This is a genomic window from Salibacterium lacus (genome assembly GCF_042684865.1).
GTDB classification, from domain to species: Bacteria; Bacillota; Bacilli; order Bacillales; family Marinococcaceae; genus Salibacterium; species Salibacterium lacus.
This window is the reverse complement of sequence record NZ_JBHUML010000003.1, coordinates 432,357-447,495: the sequence shown is the minus strand read 5'-3', so window position 1 is coordinate 447,495 and position 15,139 is coordinate 432,357. Positions and strand designations below refer to the sequence as shown.

At 46.6% G+C, this 15,139-nt stretch carries 13 protein-coding genes and 6 tRNA genes; 14 read left to right on the top strand and 5 right to left on the bottom strand.

The genetic code is table 11. From position 1 onward, the window contains the following. The first annotated feature begins 21 nt into the window (after positions 1–21). The 6 genes from ACFSUB_RS12655 (at position 22) to ACFSUB_RS12630 (ending at position 686) form a co-directional block, all read left to right on the top strand. A tRNA-Glu gene (locus tag ACFSUB_RS12655) sits at positions 22–96 on the top strand. 64 nt (positions 97–160) lie between these two features. Further along, positions 161–245, top strand: a tRNA-Tyr gene (locus tag ACFSUB_RS12650). 108 nt (positions 246–353) lie between these two features. Beyond that, a tRNA-Lys gene (locus tag ACFSUB_RS12645) sits at positions 354–429 on the top strand. Between the two features lie 15 nt (positions 430–444). Beyond that, positions 445–519: transfer RNA gene (locus ACFSUB_RS12640), tRNA-Gly, on the top strand. A gap of 4 nt (positions 520–523) precedes the next feature. Beyond that, a tRNA-Gly gene (locus tag ACFSUB_RS12635) sits at positions 524–597 on the top strand. A 13-nt stretch (positions 598–610) separates the two neighbouring features. Beyond that, positions 611–686 (top strand) — tRNA-Ala (locus ACFSUB_RS12630). 122 nt (positions 687–808) lie between these two features. On the opposite strand, the gene ACFSUB_RS12625 is transcribed toward ACFSUB_RS12630, so the two are convergent. Next, entirely contained in the window at positions 809–988 is a 180-nt protein-coding gene (locus ACFSUB_RS12625) for a Spo0E family sporulation regulatory protein-aspartic acid phosphatase (protein ID WP_380713610.1), read from the bottom strand. 201 nt (positions 989–1,189) lie between these two features. On the opposite strand from ACFSUB_RS12625, the gene sigW reads away from it, so the two are divergent. From sigW to glmS, 6 genes are all read left to right on the top strand, one after another. Continuing rightward, entirely contained in the window at positions 1,190–1,756 is a 567-nt protein-coding gene (gene sigW, locus ACFSUB_RS12620) for an RNA polymerase sigma factor SigW (RefSeq protein WP_380713609.1), read from the top strand. A gap of 16 nt (positions 1,757–1,772) precedes the next feature. Continuing rightward, the gene (locus ACFSUB_RS12615) at positions 1,773–2,408 is read left to right on the top strand and encodes a zf-HC2 domain-containing protein (RefSeq protein ID WP_380713608.1); all 636 of its coding nucleotides are present in this window, start codon (positions 1,773–1,775) and stop codon (positions 2,406–2,408) included. A 222-nt stretch (positions 2,409–2,630) separates the two neighbouring features. Further along, the gene (gene cdaA, locus ACFSUB_RS12610; RefSeq protein ID WP_380713607.1) at positions 2,631–3,452 is read left to right on the top strand and encodes a diadenylate cyclase CdaA; all 822 of its coding nucleotides are present in this window, start codon (positions 2,631–2,633) and stop codon (positions 3,450–3,452) included. Beyond that, positions 3,445–4,716, top strand: a complete 1,272-nt coding sequence (locus ACFSUB_RS12605) for a CdaR family protein (RefSeq protein WP_380713606.1) — start codon at positions 3,445–3,447, stop codon at positions 4,714–4,716. The genes cdaA and ACFSUB_RS12605 overlap by 8 nt, the downstream gene beginning before the upstream one ends. A 33-nt stretch (positions 4,717–4,749) precedes the next feature. Continuing rightward, the gene (gene glmM / locus ACFSUB_RS12600) at positions 4,750–6,102 is read left to right on the top strand and encodes a phosphoglucosamine mutase (protein ID WP_380713605.1); all 1,353 of its coding nucleotides are present in this window, start codon (positions 4,750–4,752) and stop codon (positions 6,100–6,102) included. A gap of 626 nt (positions 6,103–6,728) precedes the next feature. Then, positions 6,729–8,531: a glutamine--fructose-6-phosphate transaminase (isomerizing) gene (glmS, locus tag ACFSUB_RS12595; RefSeq protein ID WP_380713604.1), complete on the top strand. Its 1,803-nt coding sequence runs from the start codon at positions 6,729–6,731 to the stop codon at positions 8,529–8,531. 138 nt (positions 8,532–8,669) lie between these two features. Here the strand turns inward: glmS and ACFSUB_RS12590 are convergent, their stop codons facing one another. The 4 genes from ACFSUB_RS12590 to ACFSUB_RS12575 form a co-directional block, all read right to left on the bottom strand. Next, on the bottom strand, positions 8,670–10,619 hold the full coding sequence (locus tag ACFSUB_RS12590; protein WP_380713603.1) for an ABC transporter permease: 1,950 nt from the start codon (positions 10,617–10,619) through the stop codon (positions 8,670–8,672). After that, on the bottom strand, positions 10,609–11,373 hold the full coding sequence (locus ACFSUB_RS12585) for an ABC transporter ATP-binding protein (protein ID WP_380713602.1): 765 nt from the start codon (positions 11,371–11,373) through the stop codon (positions 10,609–10,611). The genes ACFSUB_RS12590 and ACFSUB_RS12585 overlap by 11 nt, the downstream gene beginning before the upstream one ends. Positions 11,374–11,476: 103 nt before the next feature. Continuing rightward, the gene (locus ACFSUB_RS12580; protein ID WP_380713601.1) at positions 11,477–12,481 is read right to left on the bottom strand and encodes a sensor histidine kinase; all 1,005 of its coding nucleotides are present in this window, start codon (positions 12,479–12,481) and stop codon (positions 11,477–11,479) included. Further along, the gene (locus tag ACFSUB_RS12575) at positions 12,478–13,167 is read right to left on the bottom strand and encodes a response regulator transcription factor (protein ID WP_380713600.1); all 690 of its coding nucleotides are present in this window, start codon (positions 13,165–13,167) and stop codon (positions 12,478–12,480) included. The genes ACFSUB_RS12580 and ACFSUB_RS12575 overlap by 4 nt, the downstream gene beginning before the upstream one ends. Before the next feature lie 334 nt (positions 13,168–13,501). Between ACFSUB_RS12575 and ACFSUB_RS12570 the strand changes: the two genes are divergently transcribed. Together ACFSUB_RS12570 and ACFSUB_RS12565 are read left to right on the top strand one after the other, a co-directional pair. Next, the gene (locus ACFSUB_RS12570; protein WP_380713599.1) at positions 13,502–13,816 is read left to right on the top strand and encodes a DUF3870 domain-containing protein; all 315 of its coding nucleotides are present in this window, start codon (positions 13,502–13,504) and stop codon (positions 13,814–13,816) included. A 127-nt stretch (positions 13,817–13,943) separates the two neighbouring features. After that, positions 13,944–15,110, top strand: coding sequence for a DUF819 family protein (locus ACFSUB_RS12565; protein ID WP_380713598.1), 1,167 nt, complete (start codon positions 13,944–13,946; stop codon positions 15,108–15,110). The last annotated feature ends 29 nt before the right edge of the window (positions 15,111–15,139 follow it).

The window sequence follows — 15,139 nt, the reverse complement described above, 5'->3', positions numbered from 1 at the left end:
CTTTGCTTCTGCTGGAGAAACGGCCCGTTGGTCAAGTGGTTAAGACACCGCCCTTTCACGGCGGTAACACGGGTTCGAATCCCGTACGGGTCACCATTCTCCATTTTTTTATTGACATTACGCACTTTTTTGGTATAATAGGAAAGTGTCTTTTGAAGACGGAGGGGTAGCGAAGTTGGCCAAACGCGGCGGACTGTAAATCCGCTCCTTCGGGTTCGGCGGTTCGAATCCGTCCCCCTCCACCATTTGTTTAAACCGTTGTTTTTTCGGATACAATGGAGTACAATGATAATCAGTTGTTTTTACATACAGCAGTAAAATGCCTGCCGTGTGCGGAGATAATTGAGTAAGAAGAGCCATTAGCTCAGTTGGCAGAGCATCTGACTTTTAATCAGAGGGTCGGAGGTTCGAATCCTCCATGGCTCACCATTTTCACCTATCTATGCGGAAGTAGTTCAGTGGTAGAACACCACCTTGCCAAGGTGGGGGTCGCGGGTTCGAATCCCGTCTTCCGCTCCATGATGCGGGTGTAGTTTAGTGGTAAAACCTCAGCCTTCCAAGCTGATGTCGTGGGTTCGATTCCCATCACCCGCTCCATTATAATACATACGGGGCCTTAGCTCAGCCGGGAGAGCGCCTGCTTTGCACGCAGGAGGTCAGCGGTTCGATCCCGCTAGGCTCCACCATTTAATCGAGCAAACCAAAAGCTCAGCTCCTGCGGCTGAGCTTTTTTAAGGTATAAAAGTTTTGAAAACCACAAAAAAATCCGCCTAACAGAGACTTGGCGGAGAAGAGGGCAAACGATAAATTAGTTGGCGGGAGCAGCAGGCTGATTGTCATGATAGAATCCGTTATACATGTTCAACAGGTGGTCGAGTTCTTTGCTGAGGCGGATCACTTCCTCTGAAAAAAAGGACTGTCTACAGGCCTGTCTGTTCAATTTCTCTCTTTTTATTTCAATCTCCCGCAAAAGCAGTTGTTCTGACAAGATGGTCACCCCTCATTTCAGAGTATCCTGTATATTATCGCTTATTTCCATTGTATTGAAAACAAGGAAACATATCTTTTCACAAAAATGTCATTTTTATACCTTTCCTTCTAAAACGTGATACAATCGTATCGTCTGAAACGAAAAACGCTGTGATACGTAAAGGAAGATACCCTGAGAAAATGGGTGGAGGTCGAGAACATGGATGCGGTAGTGAAACGACTGATAAAAGAGATAAAAAAAGAAGGAGATCAGGATGCTTTTGCTGAACTGGTAGACTTATATAAAGATAAGGTGTACCAGATTGCCTACCGGATGACCGGGAATGGATATGAGGCACAGGATATGGCTCAAGAGGCGTTTTTACGGGCATATGCCAATATGGAGAGCTATGATGAAACCCGGAAGTTCTCGACTTGGCTGTTTCGTATCACGACGAACCTGTGCATTGACCGGATTCGGAAGAAAAAACCTGATTATTCTCTGGATGCTGAGATTCAGGGAACGGATGGATTAACCGGCTATTCGCAACTGGCCGCTTCACAGAATCTGCCGGAAGACCAAGTGGTTACGCTGGAGCTGCAGGAATGGGTGCAGCAGGAAATAGCCCTTCTTCCGGAAAAATACAGGGCTGCTGTTATACTGCGTTACATAGAAGATTTGTCCATCACAGAAATCAGCGATGTGCTCGATCTGCCGGAAAACACGGTGAAAACTCATATTCACCGCGGCCGGGAAGCCTTGCGCAAGAGGCTGGGCCATGCGTGAGGAGGGAGGAATGACTATGAGCTGCGAAAACCGATATGAAATTCTGCTGGATAAATACCTGGATGCAGGCATCAACCAGGAAGAACGTTCAGAGCTGTTTGAACATATGGAGACGTGTGAAGACTGCGCGGCCCGCTGCCGCGAGTTGAAAAAAGCAGTGATGCTTGTGCAGAGTTCCTCCCATATATCGGCTCCGGACGGATTTACAGAAAGTGTGATGAACAGTCTTCCGAACCAGAAAAAACGGGTGACGTGGAAAAAATGGTCAAGACAGCACCCGTTCTTTGTGGCAGCGTCGCTGTTTATCGTATTGATGGTCTCGAGTCTCTTTTCGGTATGGAACGAACAGGCCGGGGGGGATATTTCCGTTCAGGGAAGCCGGAACGTAATGATCGACGAAGACGCCGGCACGGTCACCATTCCCGAAGGAGAGACGGTGGAAGGAGACCTGATGGTTCGCAATGCCAAAGTTGAAGTAGAAGGAGAAATCACAGGAAGCCTGACCGTGATCAACGGAGAGAAGTATCTCGCATCGGCCGGTGACGTGGCAGGAGATATAGAAGAAGTGGACCAGGTGCTGGAATGGATCTGGTACCACACGAAACAAATAGCAGGAGATGTCTTCCCGTCCGGCGGGGAAAGCAAAGACTAGATTTATTTCTTTTCACATTTTTACACACTTATACGTGAAACAAGACGGGTATTCCGGCGACTAACGTACCGGATGCCCTTTTTTATTATAAAGGGAACATCCCATAACAGAATAAAAAATAATGAAAACAAGTCTGTGTTCATTATCAAACAGAAGCAGAAAATATGATATAATGAGAGCGTTGTTTTCTTTTTCTGGCCAGACTTAATTGGAGGAAGCGAGATGTTTACAGGAGGAGACTTTCAGTTTCTAGGTCTGCTGCGGGCGGTTGTGGATATTGCGCTTGTGGCTTACGTAGTATATAAATTAATCACTGTAATCCGCGGGACCAGGGCTGTTCAGCTGCTGAAGGGAATTACTGTCATTCTCGCAGTATGGTTTTTGAGCAGTTTTTTCGGGCTTCGTACACTGCAGTGGATCATGGGTCAGGCTGTTACATACGGACTGCTGGCTATTATCATTATCTTTCAGCCTGAATTGCGCCGGGCGCTGGAGCAGCTGGGTCGTGGACGCATTTTCGGAAGAACAGCAACACCGGAGGAAGAAAACGATCTAAAAACCGTGGAAGCGATTATGAAATCTGTGAAATACATGGCAAAACGCCGTATCGGTGCTTTGATTTCTATAGAAAAAGAAACAGGGATGAACGATTATGTGGAAACAGGCATTCCGATGAATGCTTCGGTAACGTCGGAATTATTAATTAATACCTTTATTCCAAACACTCCGCTTCATGACGGGGCTGTCATTATGAGACGAAATGAAATATCAGCAGCAGCCTGTTATCTGCCGCTGTCGGAGAACCCGTTCATTTCCAAAGAACTTGGCACAAGGCACCGCGCGGCGCTTGGCATCAGTGAGGTGACCGATTGTCTCACTATCGCTGTCTCAGAAGAAACCGGCGGCATTTCAGTAACCAAAAACGGAGATCTGCACAGAGATCTTGATGAAGAAACGCTTCGTGCCATGCTGGAGAGAGAATTAATTGCGGACGTGAAGAACACCTCCAGTTTGTGGCAGTGGGGAGGGAAAAAGCATGGATAAACTGTTTAACAACAAATGGTTTGTGCGGTTCATTTCCCTTCTTCTGGCCGGGATGTTGTATGCGATGGTGAATATGGATAATGTCAGCAACACTCCCAGTGTACTGCCGGACGATGAGGAGGGCTCCTACACCGTGCGGGATGTTGAGGTGGAAGTATACTATAATGAAGAAGAGTATGAAGTGACCGATGCACCGCAAACGGTGAGTGTAGAGCTGACAGGCCCCCAGACATCGATCATGCTTTTCCAATTGTCGAGACCCTCTTATGAAGTGTATGCTGATTTAGAGGATAGTGGGGCGGGTACTCATAACGTCAGACTGCAGCAGCGGAATTTTCCTGCTGACCTGGAAGTATCCATCACACCACGCGTAGCTGCCATAGAACTGCAGGAACAAGAGACGGTTTCTTACCCCGTGGAACTGGATATCAATAACGAAACAGAAGTAGAAGAAGGATATTCTCTCGGCAAAGCAGAAGTATCTCCCGGGGAAGTGAATATTCAGGCCCCGCAGGACGTACATGAAAATATAGACAGAGTAGCTGTTTCGGTGGACGCTGCCGGAGCATCGGAAAAGCTGGAAAATGAATCACAGGTAACAGTATACGATGAGCAGGGCAATGAACTGGATGTGACAACGGCGCCGGAAATGGTGAATGTGTCTGTGCCGGTGGAGAGCCCGGAAGCTGAAGTTCCCATAAGCCTTTCCAGAGAGGGGGACCTTCCTGATAATGTCAGCATCGTTTCTCTGAATATGGAACCGACGCGGGTCTCTGTATCCGGACCTCCTGATGTCATTGGAGAAATCAATACACTGGAAGCAGTGCTTGACTTAAGCCGGGTTCAGGAAAGCGGAACACTGGAGATTCCTCTGGAGGCACCGGAAAGCGTGAAGCAGGTGGAGCCGCAGAACATTGCTGTTGAAGTGGAAGTTGGAGAAGAAGAAGAACGTACGCTGGAAAATGTACCTATTACCATCGAGAATATGCCTGATTCGTATTCATATACGGTAACGCAGCCGGACGAGCTCACTTCCGACGTTACCGTATACGGAGCGGCCTCTGTTCTGGATGGTCTGAGTGAGAGCGATCTGACACTCACCGCTGACTGGGAGAACCGCGAAGGAGGATCAAGCCCTTCTGTTATCTCTGTTCAGCCGTCAGGTCCGCCTAACGTACAGATAGAGCCGGGAGTTGAAGAGATCACACTGGAATGGTCGGAAGAATCGTCTCAGAACAATCAGGACACAAATGCAGACAACTAAGAGAAGAGACGGAAATGAAGGAGAGATCATGCAATGAGTAAGATATTTGGCACGGATGGTGTCCGAGGTATTGCAAATACGGAACTCACCCCGGAGCTTGCGTTTCGTCTTGGCCGCAGCGGCGGTTATTATTTAACGAAAGAAGCGGAACATCCAAAAGCTTTGATCGGCCGGGATACCCGGGTTTCCGGTGAGATGCTTGAAGGAGCTCTTGTTGCGGGACTTCTTTCTGTCGGCGTGGAAGTCATGCGGCTCGGGGTGATTTCCACACCTGGTGTTGCTTATTTAACAAAAGCGGTCAGTGCCCATACAGGCATCATGATTTCCGCCTCTCACAACCCCGTGGAAGATAACGGGATTAAGTTTTTCGGCCCGGATGGGTTCAAGCTCACAGAAGCACAGGAACAGGATATTGAGGAGTTGTTGGAATCAGGCGGTGAACTGCCCCGCCCTACTGCTGAAGACCTTGGAGTAGTAAATGATTATTTTGAAGGCGGCCAGAAATATCTGCAGTTTCTAAAGCAGACTGTCAATGAGGACTTTTCCGGTATCCATGTCGCTCTTGACTGTGCCAACGGATCCGCTTCTTCCCTCGGTCCGCATTTGTTTGCAGATCTGGACGCGGAGATATCCACCATCGGCAACAATCCAAACGGCTTGAATATCAATGTGGATGTTGGTTCCACGAACCCTGAAACACTCGTCTCCTTTGTGAAAGAAAAAGGTGCGGATGTCGGTCTCGCTTTTGACGGCGATGCAGACCGTTTGATTGCGGTGGATGAGAAAGGTCAGATCGTTGATGGCGACAAAATTATGTATATCTGCGCAAAGTACTTAAAACAAGAGTTGACGCTCGCGGATAACACGGTTGTAACGACGGTGATGAGTAATCTGGGGCTGTATAAGGCTCTTGAGGATATCGGCATTCAAACGAAAAAGACGTCTGTCGGCGATCGTTATGTCATGGAAGCAATGAGAGAAGGCGGCTACAGCCTTGGCGGCGAGCAGTCCGGTCATATCATCTTTCTTGACCATGTCACGACCGGCGATGGGATGCTGACTGCGCTGCAGCTGGTTGATATTATGAAAGCATCCGGCAAGCCGCTTTCAGAACTGGCCGGCGAAATGGAGAAGTTTCCGCAGACGCTCGTGAACGTAGCCGTGGTCAACAAAGAGAACATCCATACCAACCCGCATGTAAGTGAAGCCATAGACCGGGTGGAAAATGAAATGGATGGAAACGGCCGCATCCTTGTGCGGCCTTCCGGAACGGAATCGCTGGTCCGCGTCATGGCCGAAGCCGAGACAAAGGAACTGTGTGACAAGTACGTGCAGCAGGTTGCCGATGTAGTCAAGCAGTACATGGGACGGGAGGAAGAAGCTTAAAAAAGCTGTATCCTCCCGCACTTTCCCGCTATCTGCAGCATATACTGGCAGAGAAACAGGTTTTTACATGCGGCAGAAAAGGGAAAGGGATTCTGAGTGTTATGCCGTTTGCCGGAAAAGACATTTGCCGCTTTGTTTCTTTTCTATGATGCCGTCATACAGGGTGGGAGGCATCCAATCCGCTGTTCGGAAAAAAGCTATTTTTGATGAAGAGCAGCGCTTCTCAAAATAGATGTTCTCCCACTCCTGAAATGAACATAAAAAGCACGGAATAAGGGGTTAAATGTTTAGAGGCAGAATCACTGCATTCAAAAAAGAATCGGCACGATGTTAGTTCTACCCGGATTTTAAGCGAAAAGAAAAGGAGGACGGCACAACTTCATAATACAAGCGCCCGGACTGTTCCCGGCCGGAGAAGCGGAACAGTTGACGAGGAGGAGGTTCATCGATGGATCGGCGGATGCCTCCCGGTTGCCTGTCACAACCGAAAATCCCGGTTTAAACCACAGAGGCGACTCTGTACCCAACAGCCTGGATGATGACGGCCTAACCTAAAAAACAATAAAGAGCGGGGCCGGGTGTGCCCCGTGCATACTATGGCCCCGTGATCAGGAGGTCATGACAGTATGTGTGGAATCGTAGGATATATCGGAAATGATCAGGCAAGAGATATTCTTATTAAGGGACTGCAGAAGCTTGAATACCGCGGTTACGACTCCGCAGGGATAGCCCTTGTAAATGATGACGGCGTGGAACTGCATAAAGAAAAGGGACGGATTGCCGCTCTGGAAGAAACAGTCGGCAGCGAGGGGAAAGGCACGACAGGCATCGGTCACACCCGCTGGGCGACCCATGGTGCACCGAGCCGTGACAATGCCCATCCCCATCAGAGCCTGAGCGGTCGTTTCACGCTTGTGCACAATGGTGTCATTGAAAACTATCAGCAGCTCAAACGCAAGTATCTGAGTGATGTCGAGATGGCCAGTGAGACCGACACAGAAATCATTGTGCAGCTTATCGAATCATTTACCGGCAGAGGAGAAACGGTTGACGAAGCGTTCCGTCAGGCGCTCTCGCTTCTGCACGGCTCTTATGCTATTGCCTTGATTGATAATGAAGATAACGAAACCATTTATGTCGGTAAAAACAAAAGTCCTCTTCTCGTCGGAGTGGGGGAAAAATCGAGTGTTGTAGCATCTGACGCGATGGCTATGCTCCATGTGACGAAAGAATTCATGGAGATCATGGATCAGGAGATTGTCATCGTGAAACAGAACAGCATCCAGGTGAAGAAACTCGATGGCACCGATGTGGACCGCGGCACCTTCACCACCGATATCGACGAAAGTGACACGGAAAAAGGGACGTACAGCCATTTCATGCTGAAAGAGATTGATGAACAGCCGTTTGTTATCCGGAATATTATTCAGAAATACCAGGACAAAGACGGCGACATCAAACTCGATCAGGATATCCGTGCCGCCCTTAACGATGCGGACCGTCTCTACGTGATTGCGGCTGGTACCAGCTATCATGCCGGTCTTGCCGGAAAAGAGCTGATGGAAAAAGTCGCAGAAAAACCGACCGAAGTTCATATTGCCAGTGAGTTCTTATACAATGAACCACTGTTGTCGGAAAACCCGCTCTTTATCTTTATTTCACAAAGCGGAGAGACCGCGGACTGCCGCGGCGTTCTCGTCAATGTGAAAGAAAAAGGCTGCCGGTCCCTGACCATTACAAACGTGCCGGGCTCCACCCTCACACGGGAGTCGGATTTCACCCTGCACACGTATGCCGGTCCAGAGATTGCCGTAGCTTCGACAAAAGCTTATACCGCCCAGATGGCGGTCTTCTCCATCCTCGCGATGGACGGCGCCCGTGCGCAAGGTATCAATTCAGATTTTAACGCCATCAGCGAGCTTGGTCTGATTGCGAATGCGATGGAAACACTGTGCGATCAGAAAGACCGTATGGAACAGGTGGCCCGTGACTATATGTCCGGTACCCGGAACTGCTTTTTCATCGGGCGCGCCATGGATTACCATGTCGTGCAGGAAGGAGCCCTGAAGCTGAAGGAAATCTCCTATATTCAGGCGGAGGGCTTTGCCGGCGGTGAACTGAAACACGGAACCATCGCCCTGATTGAAGACGGCACACCGGTTGTCGGCGTCACCACCCAGCAGCACGTAAACGCCAACATCCGCGGTAACATCCAGGAAGTGATCGCCCGCGGCGCCAACGCCTGCATCATCAGCACTGAAGCAACAAAAGAAGAAGGCGACACCATCGTGCTGCCAAACATCAACGAACTGCTCAGCCCGCTCGTATCCGTCGTGCCGTTGCAGCTCATTTCCTACTACGCTGCCCTGCACAGAGGCTGCGACGTCGATAAACCGAGAAATCTCGCAAAAAGTGTGACAGTCGAATAGATTAGTAGAAACAAATCAAAAAATTCCGGAGCACCACAGTGAAAATCTCAGCTAAAGCAGAAAAGAAAAGAACGAAACCAGAGCTGTTCCTCTGGTTTCGTTCTTTTTGTACCTCTTACGCTCCAATCAATACGTTTATCAAAGCGCTTCTTTAATGATTTTCTTAGAATAAAGCACGGAAAGAAGGCAAAAGATCGAGTACAGGAGCGTATACAATCCCATAACAATCAGCATTGGTGTCCAAATCTCGGTTCCAAATAAAAACCATCCAGATTTGACGGCAAAATAACTATGGGCAAGCCCAATAAGTAACGGGATCCCGAAGTTGTACATCTGTTTGCCCTGAATGCCTCGAAGTAGATCGCGCTCCGTAAATCCGAGTTTTCTCAGAATCGTATAGTTCGGCTGTTCTTCTTCACTTTCATCCATCTGCTTGAAATAAAGGATGCAGCCTGAAGTTATGAGAAAGGCCAGGCCAAGGAAGCCTACGATAAACATGATAGTCCCCATGTTTTGTTTTTGGTTCATCGCTGACTGGTATTGAGAGTTACTTTCCCCTTCTCCGGAGCCTTGTTCCAGGTAAATGTCATTGGCCGCCTGGATTTGACTTTGGCTGTCGAGTTCGATTCCTGTGTAGAGATTGGAAATCTCGTTATTCAAAGCAGGATCTTTCTCCTCTTGAATCGTGTTGAATAATGCATCATCGACAACAGCTGCCGGGAAACCGCCGCCTGTAAAGTAGTTTGAAACAACAGCATTTTCATGGAGGCCAAGGTATTCAAGCGTGACGGGCTGTTCTCCGCTATTTACGATCAGGTCGCCTTCCTCTTTAAAAGTAATGAAATTTTGTATTGCGTTACTGTAACCAGACAGCATGGTCCCTCCTTCATCTATGTCCACTCTATCTACAGCGGTCTCACTGATCACCGAGAGAGTCGTATCAGAAGGAGTGAAGTTCATTCCTTCCATATCAGCGGTCATAATATCCTCCATATTGACGTTCACCTGGATGACAGGAATTTGGACTGTCCTAAAATTGATACCGGCATTTTCCAAGGCCTGGGTGAAGGTCTCCGCGTCCTCTTCATTTGTAAAGGAAAAGTCATCCGGCGAATAAGACTCTGCCTGCTTTTCCGCTGAGTAGTAGGCAATGTAGCTCAACGATAAGAGACCAATAGCTAAAGCAGACACTGTTGTAATGATTGTCAGCAGAAAAGCATTCGATTTCATCCGGAACATAATAGAGGAGAGAGAAAGCACGTCATTGATATTCAAGTAGCCATCTTTCTTTTTTCTGATTACATTCGAAATAGTACTGACGGACCCTTTATACATGAAGTAGGTACCAATGATGACAGAAGCCAGGATAAAAATCATAGCAAAGAATAGACTGTTCATCGTTCCCAGATTCCCGCTGAAGAGAATGGAAGAGACGTAGTACCCGCTTCCGATCAGAATGATACCGAGTATACCCATAACCTTTTCCCAGATAGACAAATTCTTCACTTTTTCTTCTGATTTTGAAGTAGTTTGGAAGAGAGCCAAAATGGTTTGTCTTTTAATGAACAGGTAGTTCGTTACCATAATCAAAAGATAAATGCCGCCGAAGACAAGAAGTGTCTGAAGGAGAGCTTCACTTGAAAAATACAAGGTCGCAACCGCATCATCGAGTCCTGTCACTTTGAAAAAGATGAGCAGGATCAGTTTTGATATAGAAAAGCCGACGACTATTCCGATAACTAATGAACCAAAATAAATTATTAAATTTTCTGCACTTAAAATCCGAAAGATCCGGCCTTTTGTCATGCCGACCAATTGAAATAAACCAATTTCCTGACTCCGTCTTTTAATGAACAGTGTGTTGGCATACCAAAGGAAAACCGCTACAATGGCGACAAGCAGCACGGAGGCGGCACGCACCGCAGCTGTTCCTCTCACTCCCCCTTGAGCGTCCGCCATACTTGGGGTATACTGCAGCGTCACAAAAGCAAAATAAAGGCCGGCGCTGAAAACTAAAGCAAATACGTACAAATAATAGTTTTTCAGATTCTTTTTTAAGTTGCGGAAAATCAGTTGATTAATGCTCATAGTGAACCCCGCCTAACACGCCCTGCGTTTTCATGATATCCTTCAGAAGACTCTGTCTCGACTGACTCCCTTTATTAATCTCCGTGTAAATCTGCCCGTCTTTTATGAAAATAACTCTGTTGCAATAGCTTGCCGCGACAGGATCGTGGGTAACCATCACGACGGTCGATTCCCGTTTTTCATTTAAATCGCTCAGTTTGTTTAACAGGTCAGATGCGGATTTCGAATCAAGCGCCCCTGTCGGTTCATCAGCGAAGATAATGCTCGGCTCATGGATGAAGGCGCGGGCCGCAGAGGTTCGCTGCTTCTGACCTCCGGAAATTTCATTCGGATATTTGTTTTGAATGTCTTCGATTCCGAGATCTTTTGCTACTGTTAGAAAACGCTCATTTGCTTCTTTTTTCGGTGCTTTCGTAATGGATAAAGGGAGTAAGATGTTTTCTTTTACAGTCAGTGAGTCCAGGAGGTTATACTCTTGAAAAATGAATCCTAAATGACGTTTTCTGAATTCAGCCAGCTTTTTTTCTTTTTTACCCGTGATTTCCTGGTTCTCAATGTGAATGTGGCCATGACTTACTTTATCGATGGAAGAGAGAACATTCAAAAGTGTGGTCTTCCCTGATCCCGATGCCCCCATGATGCTGACGAAATCCCCTCTTTCAATGGAAAGGTCGATACTTCCCAACACCTCATTTTTCGTCATTTTATTCCCGTAACTCTTACGTACATTATTTGCTTCTAAAATGGTCGTCATGTTTATCTGACCTCCTTGATTAGCTGATTCTATTATAAAAGGAGAAAGGGGTATCCTTCCTTCGATTTATCTAACAAATGAAGGGAGGCATGTGACATTCTTGTCACATGCCCCTGATGGCTTCAAATTCATTCTTTTTTGGGAAGCTTAATGTAAACGTCGTTCCCTCGTTTCGTATGGATTGAACGTCGATATGAATATGGAGGGACCGGGCGATTTTTTTTGTTAAATACAATCCCATTCCTGTTGCGGCATGATCTTGATGCTGAGTGGTGGAGGTGAAGCCTTTATTGAAAATACGCGGTATGTCTTTCTCATCAATCCCTTGTCCTTCATCTTCGATTTCGAAAATAATCTGCCTGTCTTTCTCAAAACTTCGTATGTAGATTTCCGCATTCTCGCTGTATTTTACGGAGTTCGTCAAAAGTTGACGGATCATAAAGGCAAGCCATTTCGCGTCACTAAGGACGGAAGTTACATTCAGATCTACATCAAAGCCTAAACCTTTTTGCACGCACCAGGATTGCAAAGTTTTGATTTCTGTAAAAACGAGCGATTCGAGGTCCGTTTGTTCCAGGTATAAGTCATTTTCTATAAAAGGCATGCGTTTTTGGTGCAGCTGTTGGTCGAGCAAAAGATGAATGCGCAGCCACTCGTAAGTGAGCTGGGCTTTCAATTTTTGATCCTCCATGCGGTCCATGATGAGGTGGATTGCCGTCATAGGGGTTTTGACCTCATGAATCCACGACAGCATCTCGTCCTTTTCCTGTTCAAGAAGCATTTGGTTTTCCGAGCCCTCTTGCTTCAGTCTTTCAATCTGTTCTGTCATGGCCTCTTCCACAATGGCCTCAAAAGGCCGGTTTGCCTCCGGGACGCTCGTCAGGTCAAAATCACTGTCCCTGTTCTTCAGTTTATGGTAAAACCTGGTTTCTTGTTGGTAACGAACTATAAGAAAGACGCTGCATATAAAGGAAGACAAAAATACATAATAGAGCACCGCTGTCATAGGGATGGCCGGGTCGAGATACGTCAGCAAAAGAGCCAGGCCCTGCAGCAGGACAAGCAGTCCGATCCAGCTGATCCGTTCGACTAGGAAAGTTCTAATCATGGGGACTCTCCTTCAACCGCTGCGTACCCTTGACCCACCTTCGTTTCGATCAAGTGGCCGAGTCCAATTTCGTCCAGTTTTTTCCTTAAACGGTTAATGTTCACTGTGAGTGTATTGTCGCTGATAAAGCGCTGGTCATCCCATAAACGGTTAATCAGCTCCTCACGGGTCACGATTTTACTTTTCTTTTCTACCAGCTGTTTTAAAATAAACATCTCATTTTTCGTCAGTTCCACTGTGCCCCGTTCATTGGTTACGCGGTTCCGCTCTTGTTCGATAGTTGCGCCTGCCCACATCTTTAGTTCCGGTTGCTCGGTATTATAATTGTAGACACGGCGGAGAATGGCCTGAATCTTTGCGATCAGCACATCAAAATGGAAAGGTTTTTGGACAAAATCATCCGCCCCAAGGTTCATAGACATCACCATATCCGTCGGGTGGTCCCGGGACGATAAGAAAATAATCGGCACATTGGAATGTTCACGAATCATCCGGCACCAGTGAAACCCATCGAACTTTGGCAGTTGAATATCAATGATGACAAGCTCTGGTTCGATCTCCGAATATTCATTCATGACCCTGCTGAAATCAGAAATCCCGTAAACGTCGTGCGACCACTGGCCGAGACGGTCCTTCATTTCGTTAAATAAGCTTTGATCGTCTTCGATCAGGAGTATTTTGAACATCGCAACCACCTCTTTCGTACACTCTCTTTTTCGAGTATAGCAAATATGGGAAAAGATTACTTTTCAAAAGAGAAATTCTTATTCGCGGTCCTTCGCTCTTTGTCTGAAAGGGTCATTTGAAAATGGTAACAAACCTTAAACAAGCATCTGCACATTCGAATCTCCGGCATCGTTGAAAGTATCAGAAAAACTGATAATCTACTATTGAGCATAAATATTTTATGTGATAATATTTAGAAAAATCTCCAAAAGCAGATCATTTCGTTACGTGACTTTATCTTTTCCGGATAAAATCCCTTATGGAGACTGACTGACTTTGTGGGAGCGCTGGTCAATGTATGATAAGAATACAGTTTATGTTGTGGGAGAGGCAAAATCTCCAGAGAACAATCCTATTATGAAGCAGTACGAAACTTTTTTTGTCAGCTTCGTCATTGATCAAAGCGATGGTACTATTTTAGATGCGGACTGTACTTCGGTTTTAGGGCTGACCAAAAATTTTGTACAATCTCTGTTCACCGGTCAGAATATCCGGGACACTGACACTGTATCCAATATGGTGATGAATCGTTATCTTGGATCTTCTCAGAAAGCGATTATTGTTGCTTTCAAGAATGCCCGGAAAAAATATGAACAGGCCCTTGAATAATAATAACTTTCATCACGCTGCTTTATCTATTATACGTAGATAAAACCCAGCTGATAGGAATTTCATTTTCCTATTGGCTGGGTTTTTCTTATATTATTACACTTTTTAAAAAGAAAGGAGTTTTTCCATGATTCAGGATGGCTTTTTGTATTTAGGGATCATGATTGGACTGGCCGGGCTTATTGCTTACATAGAAAAAACCTCGGACAGCAAGTTCTTCAAGTACGTGCCTGGTATTATCCTTATTTATTTTGGCGGTGCCTTTTTAAAAACTATCGGCGTGCTGGGGGACAGTGAAGCCGTTGATAATACCTACGGTACCGTAAGGGATGCGATTTTACCTGCTTTGATTCTTTTGATGTTATTAAACTGTGATTTACGCAAGCTCATTAGATTAGGCCCCAAAATGCTGATTGGATACTTTACTGCGGTATTCAGCATTATTCTGGGTTTTGTGGTGACGTATCTCATCTTTAAGGGTCTTTATGTCACAGATACGTGGCAGGCACTCGGCGCATTGGCGGGGAGCTGGACCGGCGGCTCCGCTAATATGGCTATCATTCAGGGGATCCTTGACATACCGGAAAATATCTTTGGTTATGCGCTGGTGATGGATACCATTAATTATTCCAGCTGGGTGATGATTATGTTCTGGCTTGTTCCGTTTGCGGCCATTTTTAACCGCTGGGCAAAAGCGAACACTTCCCACCTTGATGAAGTAAGCAAAGAGCTGATCGAAGAAGAAGAACAAAAAAAGAATGAAAAAACAAGCTTCGTTCACTTAATAGGATTAATTGCTATAGGAATATTTGGTTCTGCCCTTGCTACGAGTATTGGCGGTATGCTCCCATCCTACGGAGATATTATCAGCCCGCTCACATGGACGATATTTATTGTTTCTATCGCAGGGGTGCTGCTTGCCATGACGAGAGTCTCCAAAATTCCCGGTTCCATGGATATAGCCAATGTCTTTCTTTACGTGGTGATAGCGCTTATTGCTTCCAGGGCGGATTTCTCTGATTTTTGGCAGGCGCCTGTTTATATTCTTTCCGGTTTTATCATTTTGGCCGTCCATGCCCTTATCATGGCTTTGGCGGCGAAAGTGTTTAAGCTGGATCTATTTACACTTGGTGTCTCAAGCCTGGCCAATATCGGCGGAATGGCTTCCGCACCTCTGCTCGCCGGCGCCTACCACCGCGCGCTCATTCCCATCGGGGTCGTAATGGCACTGGCGGGTTCCTTCTTTGGAACTTATTTCGGCCTGCTCGCCGCACAGTTACTGTCCTTTTTGTAAAAAACTCTTATACCGTGCGGTTGATATCA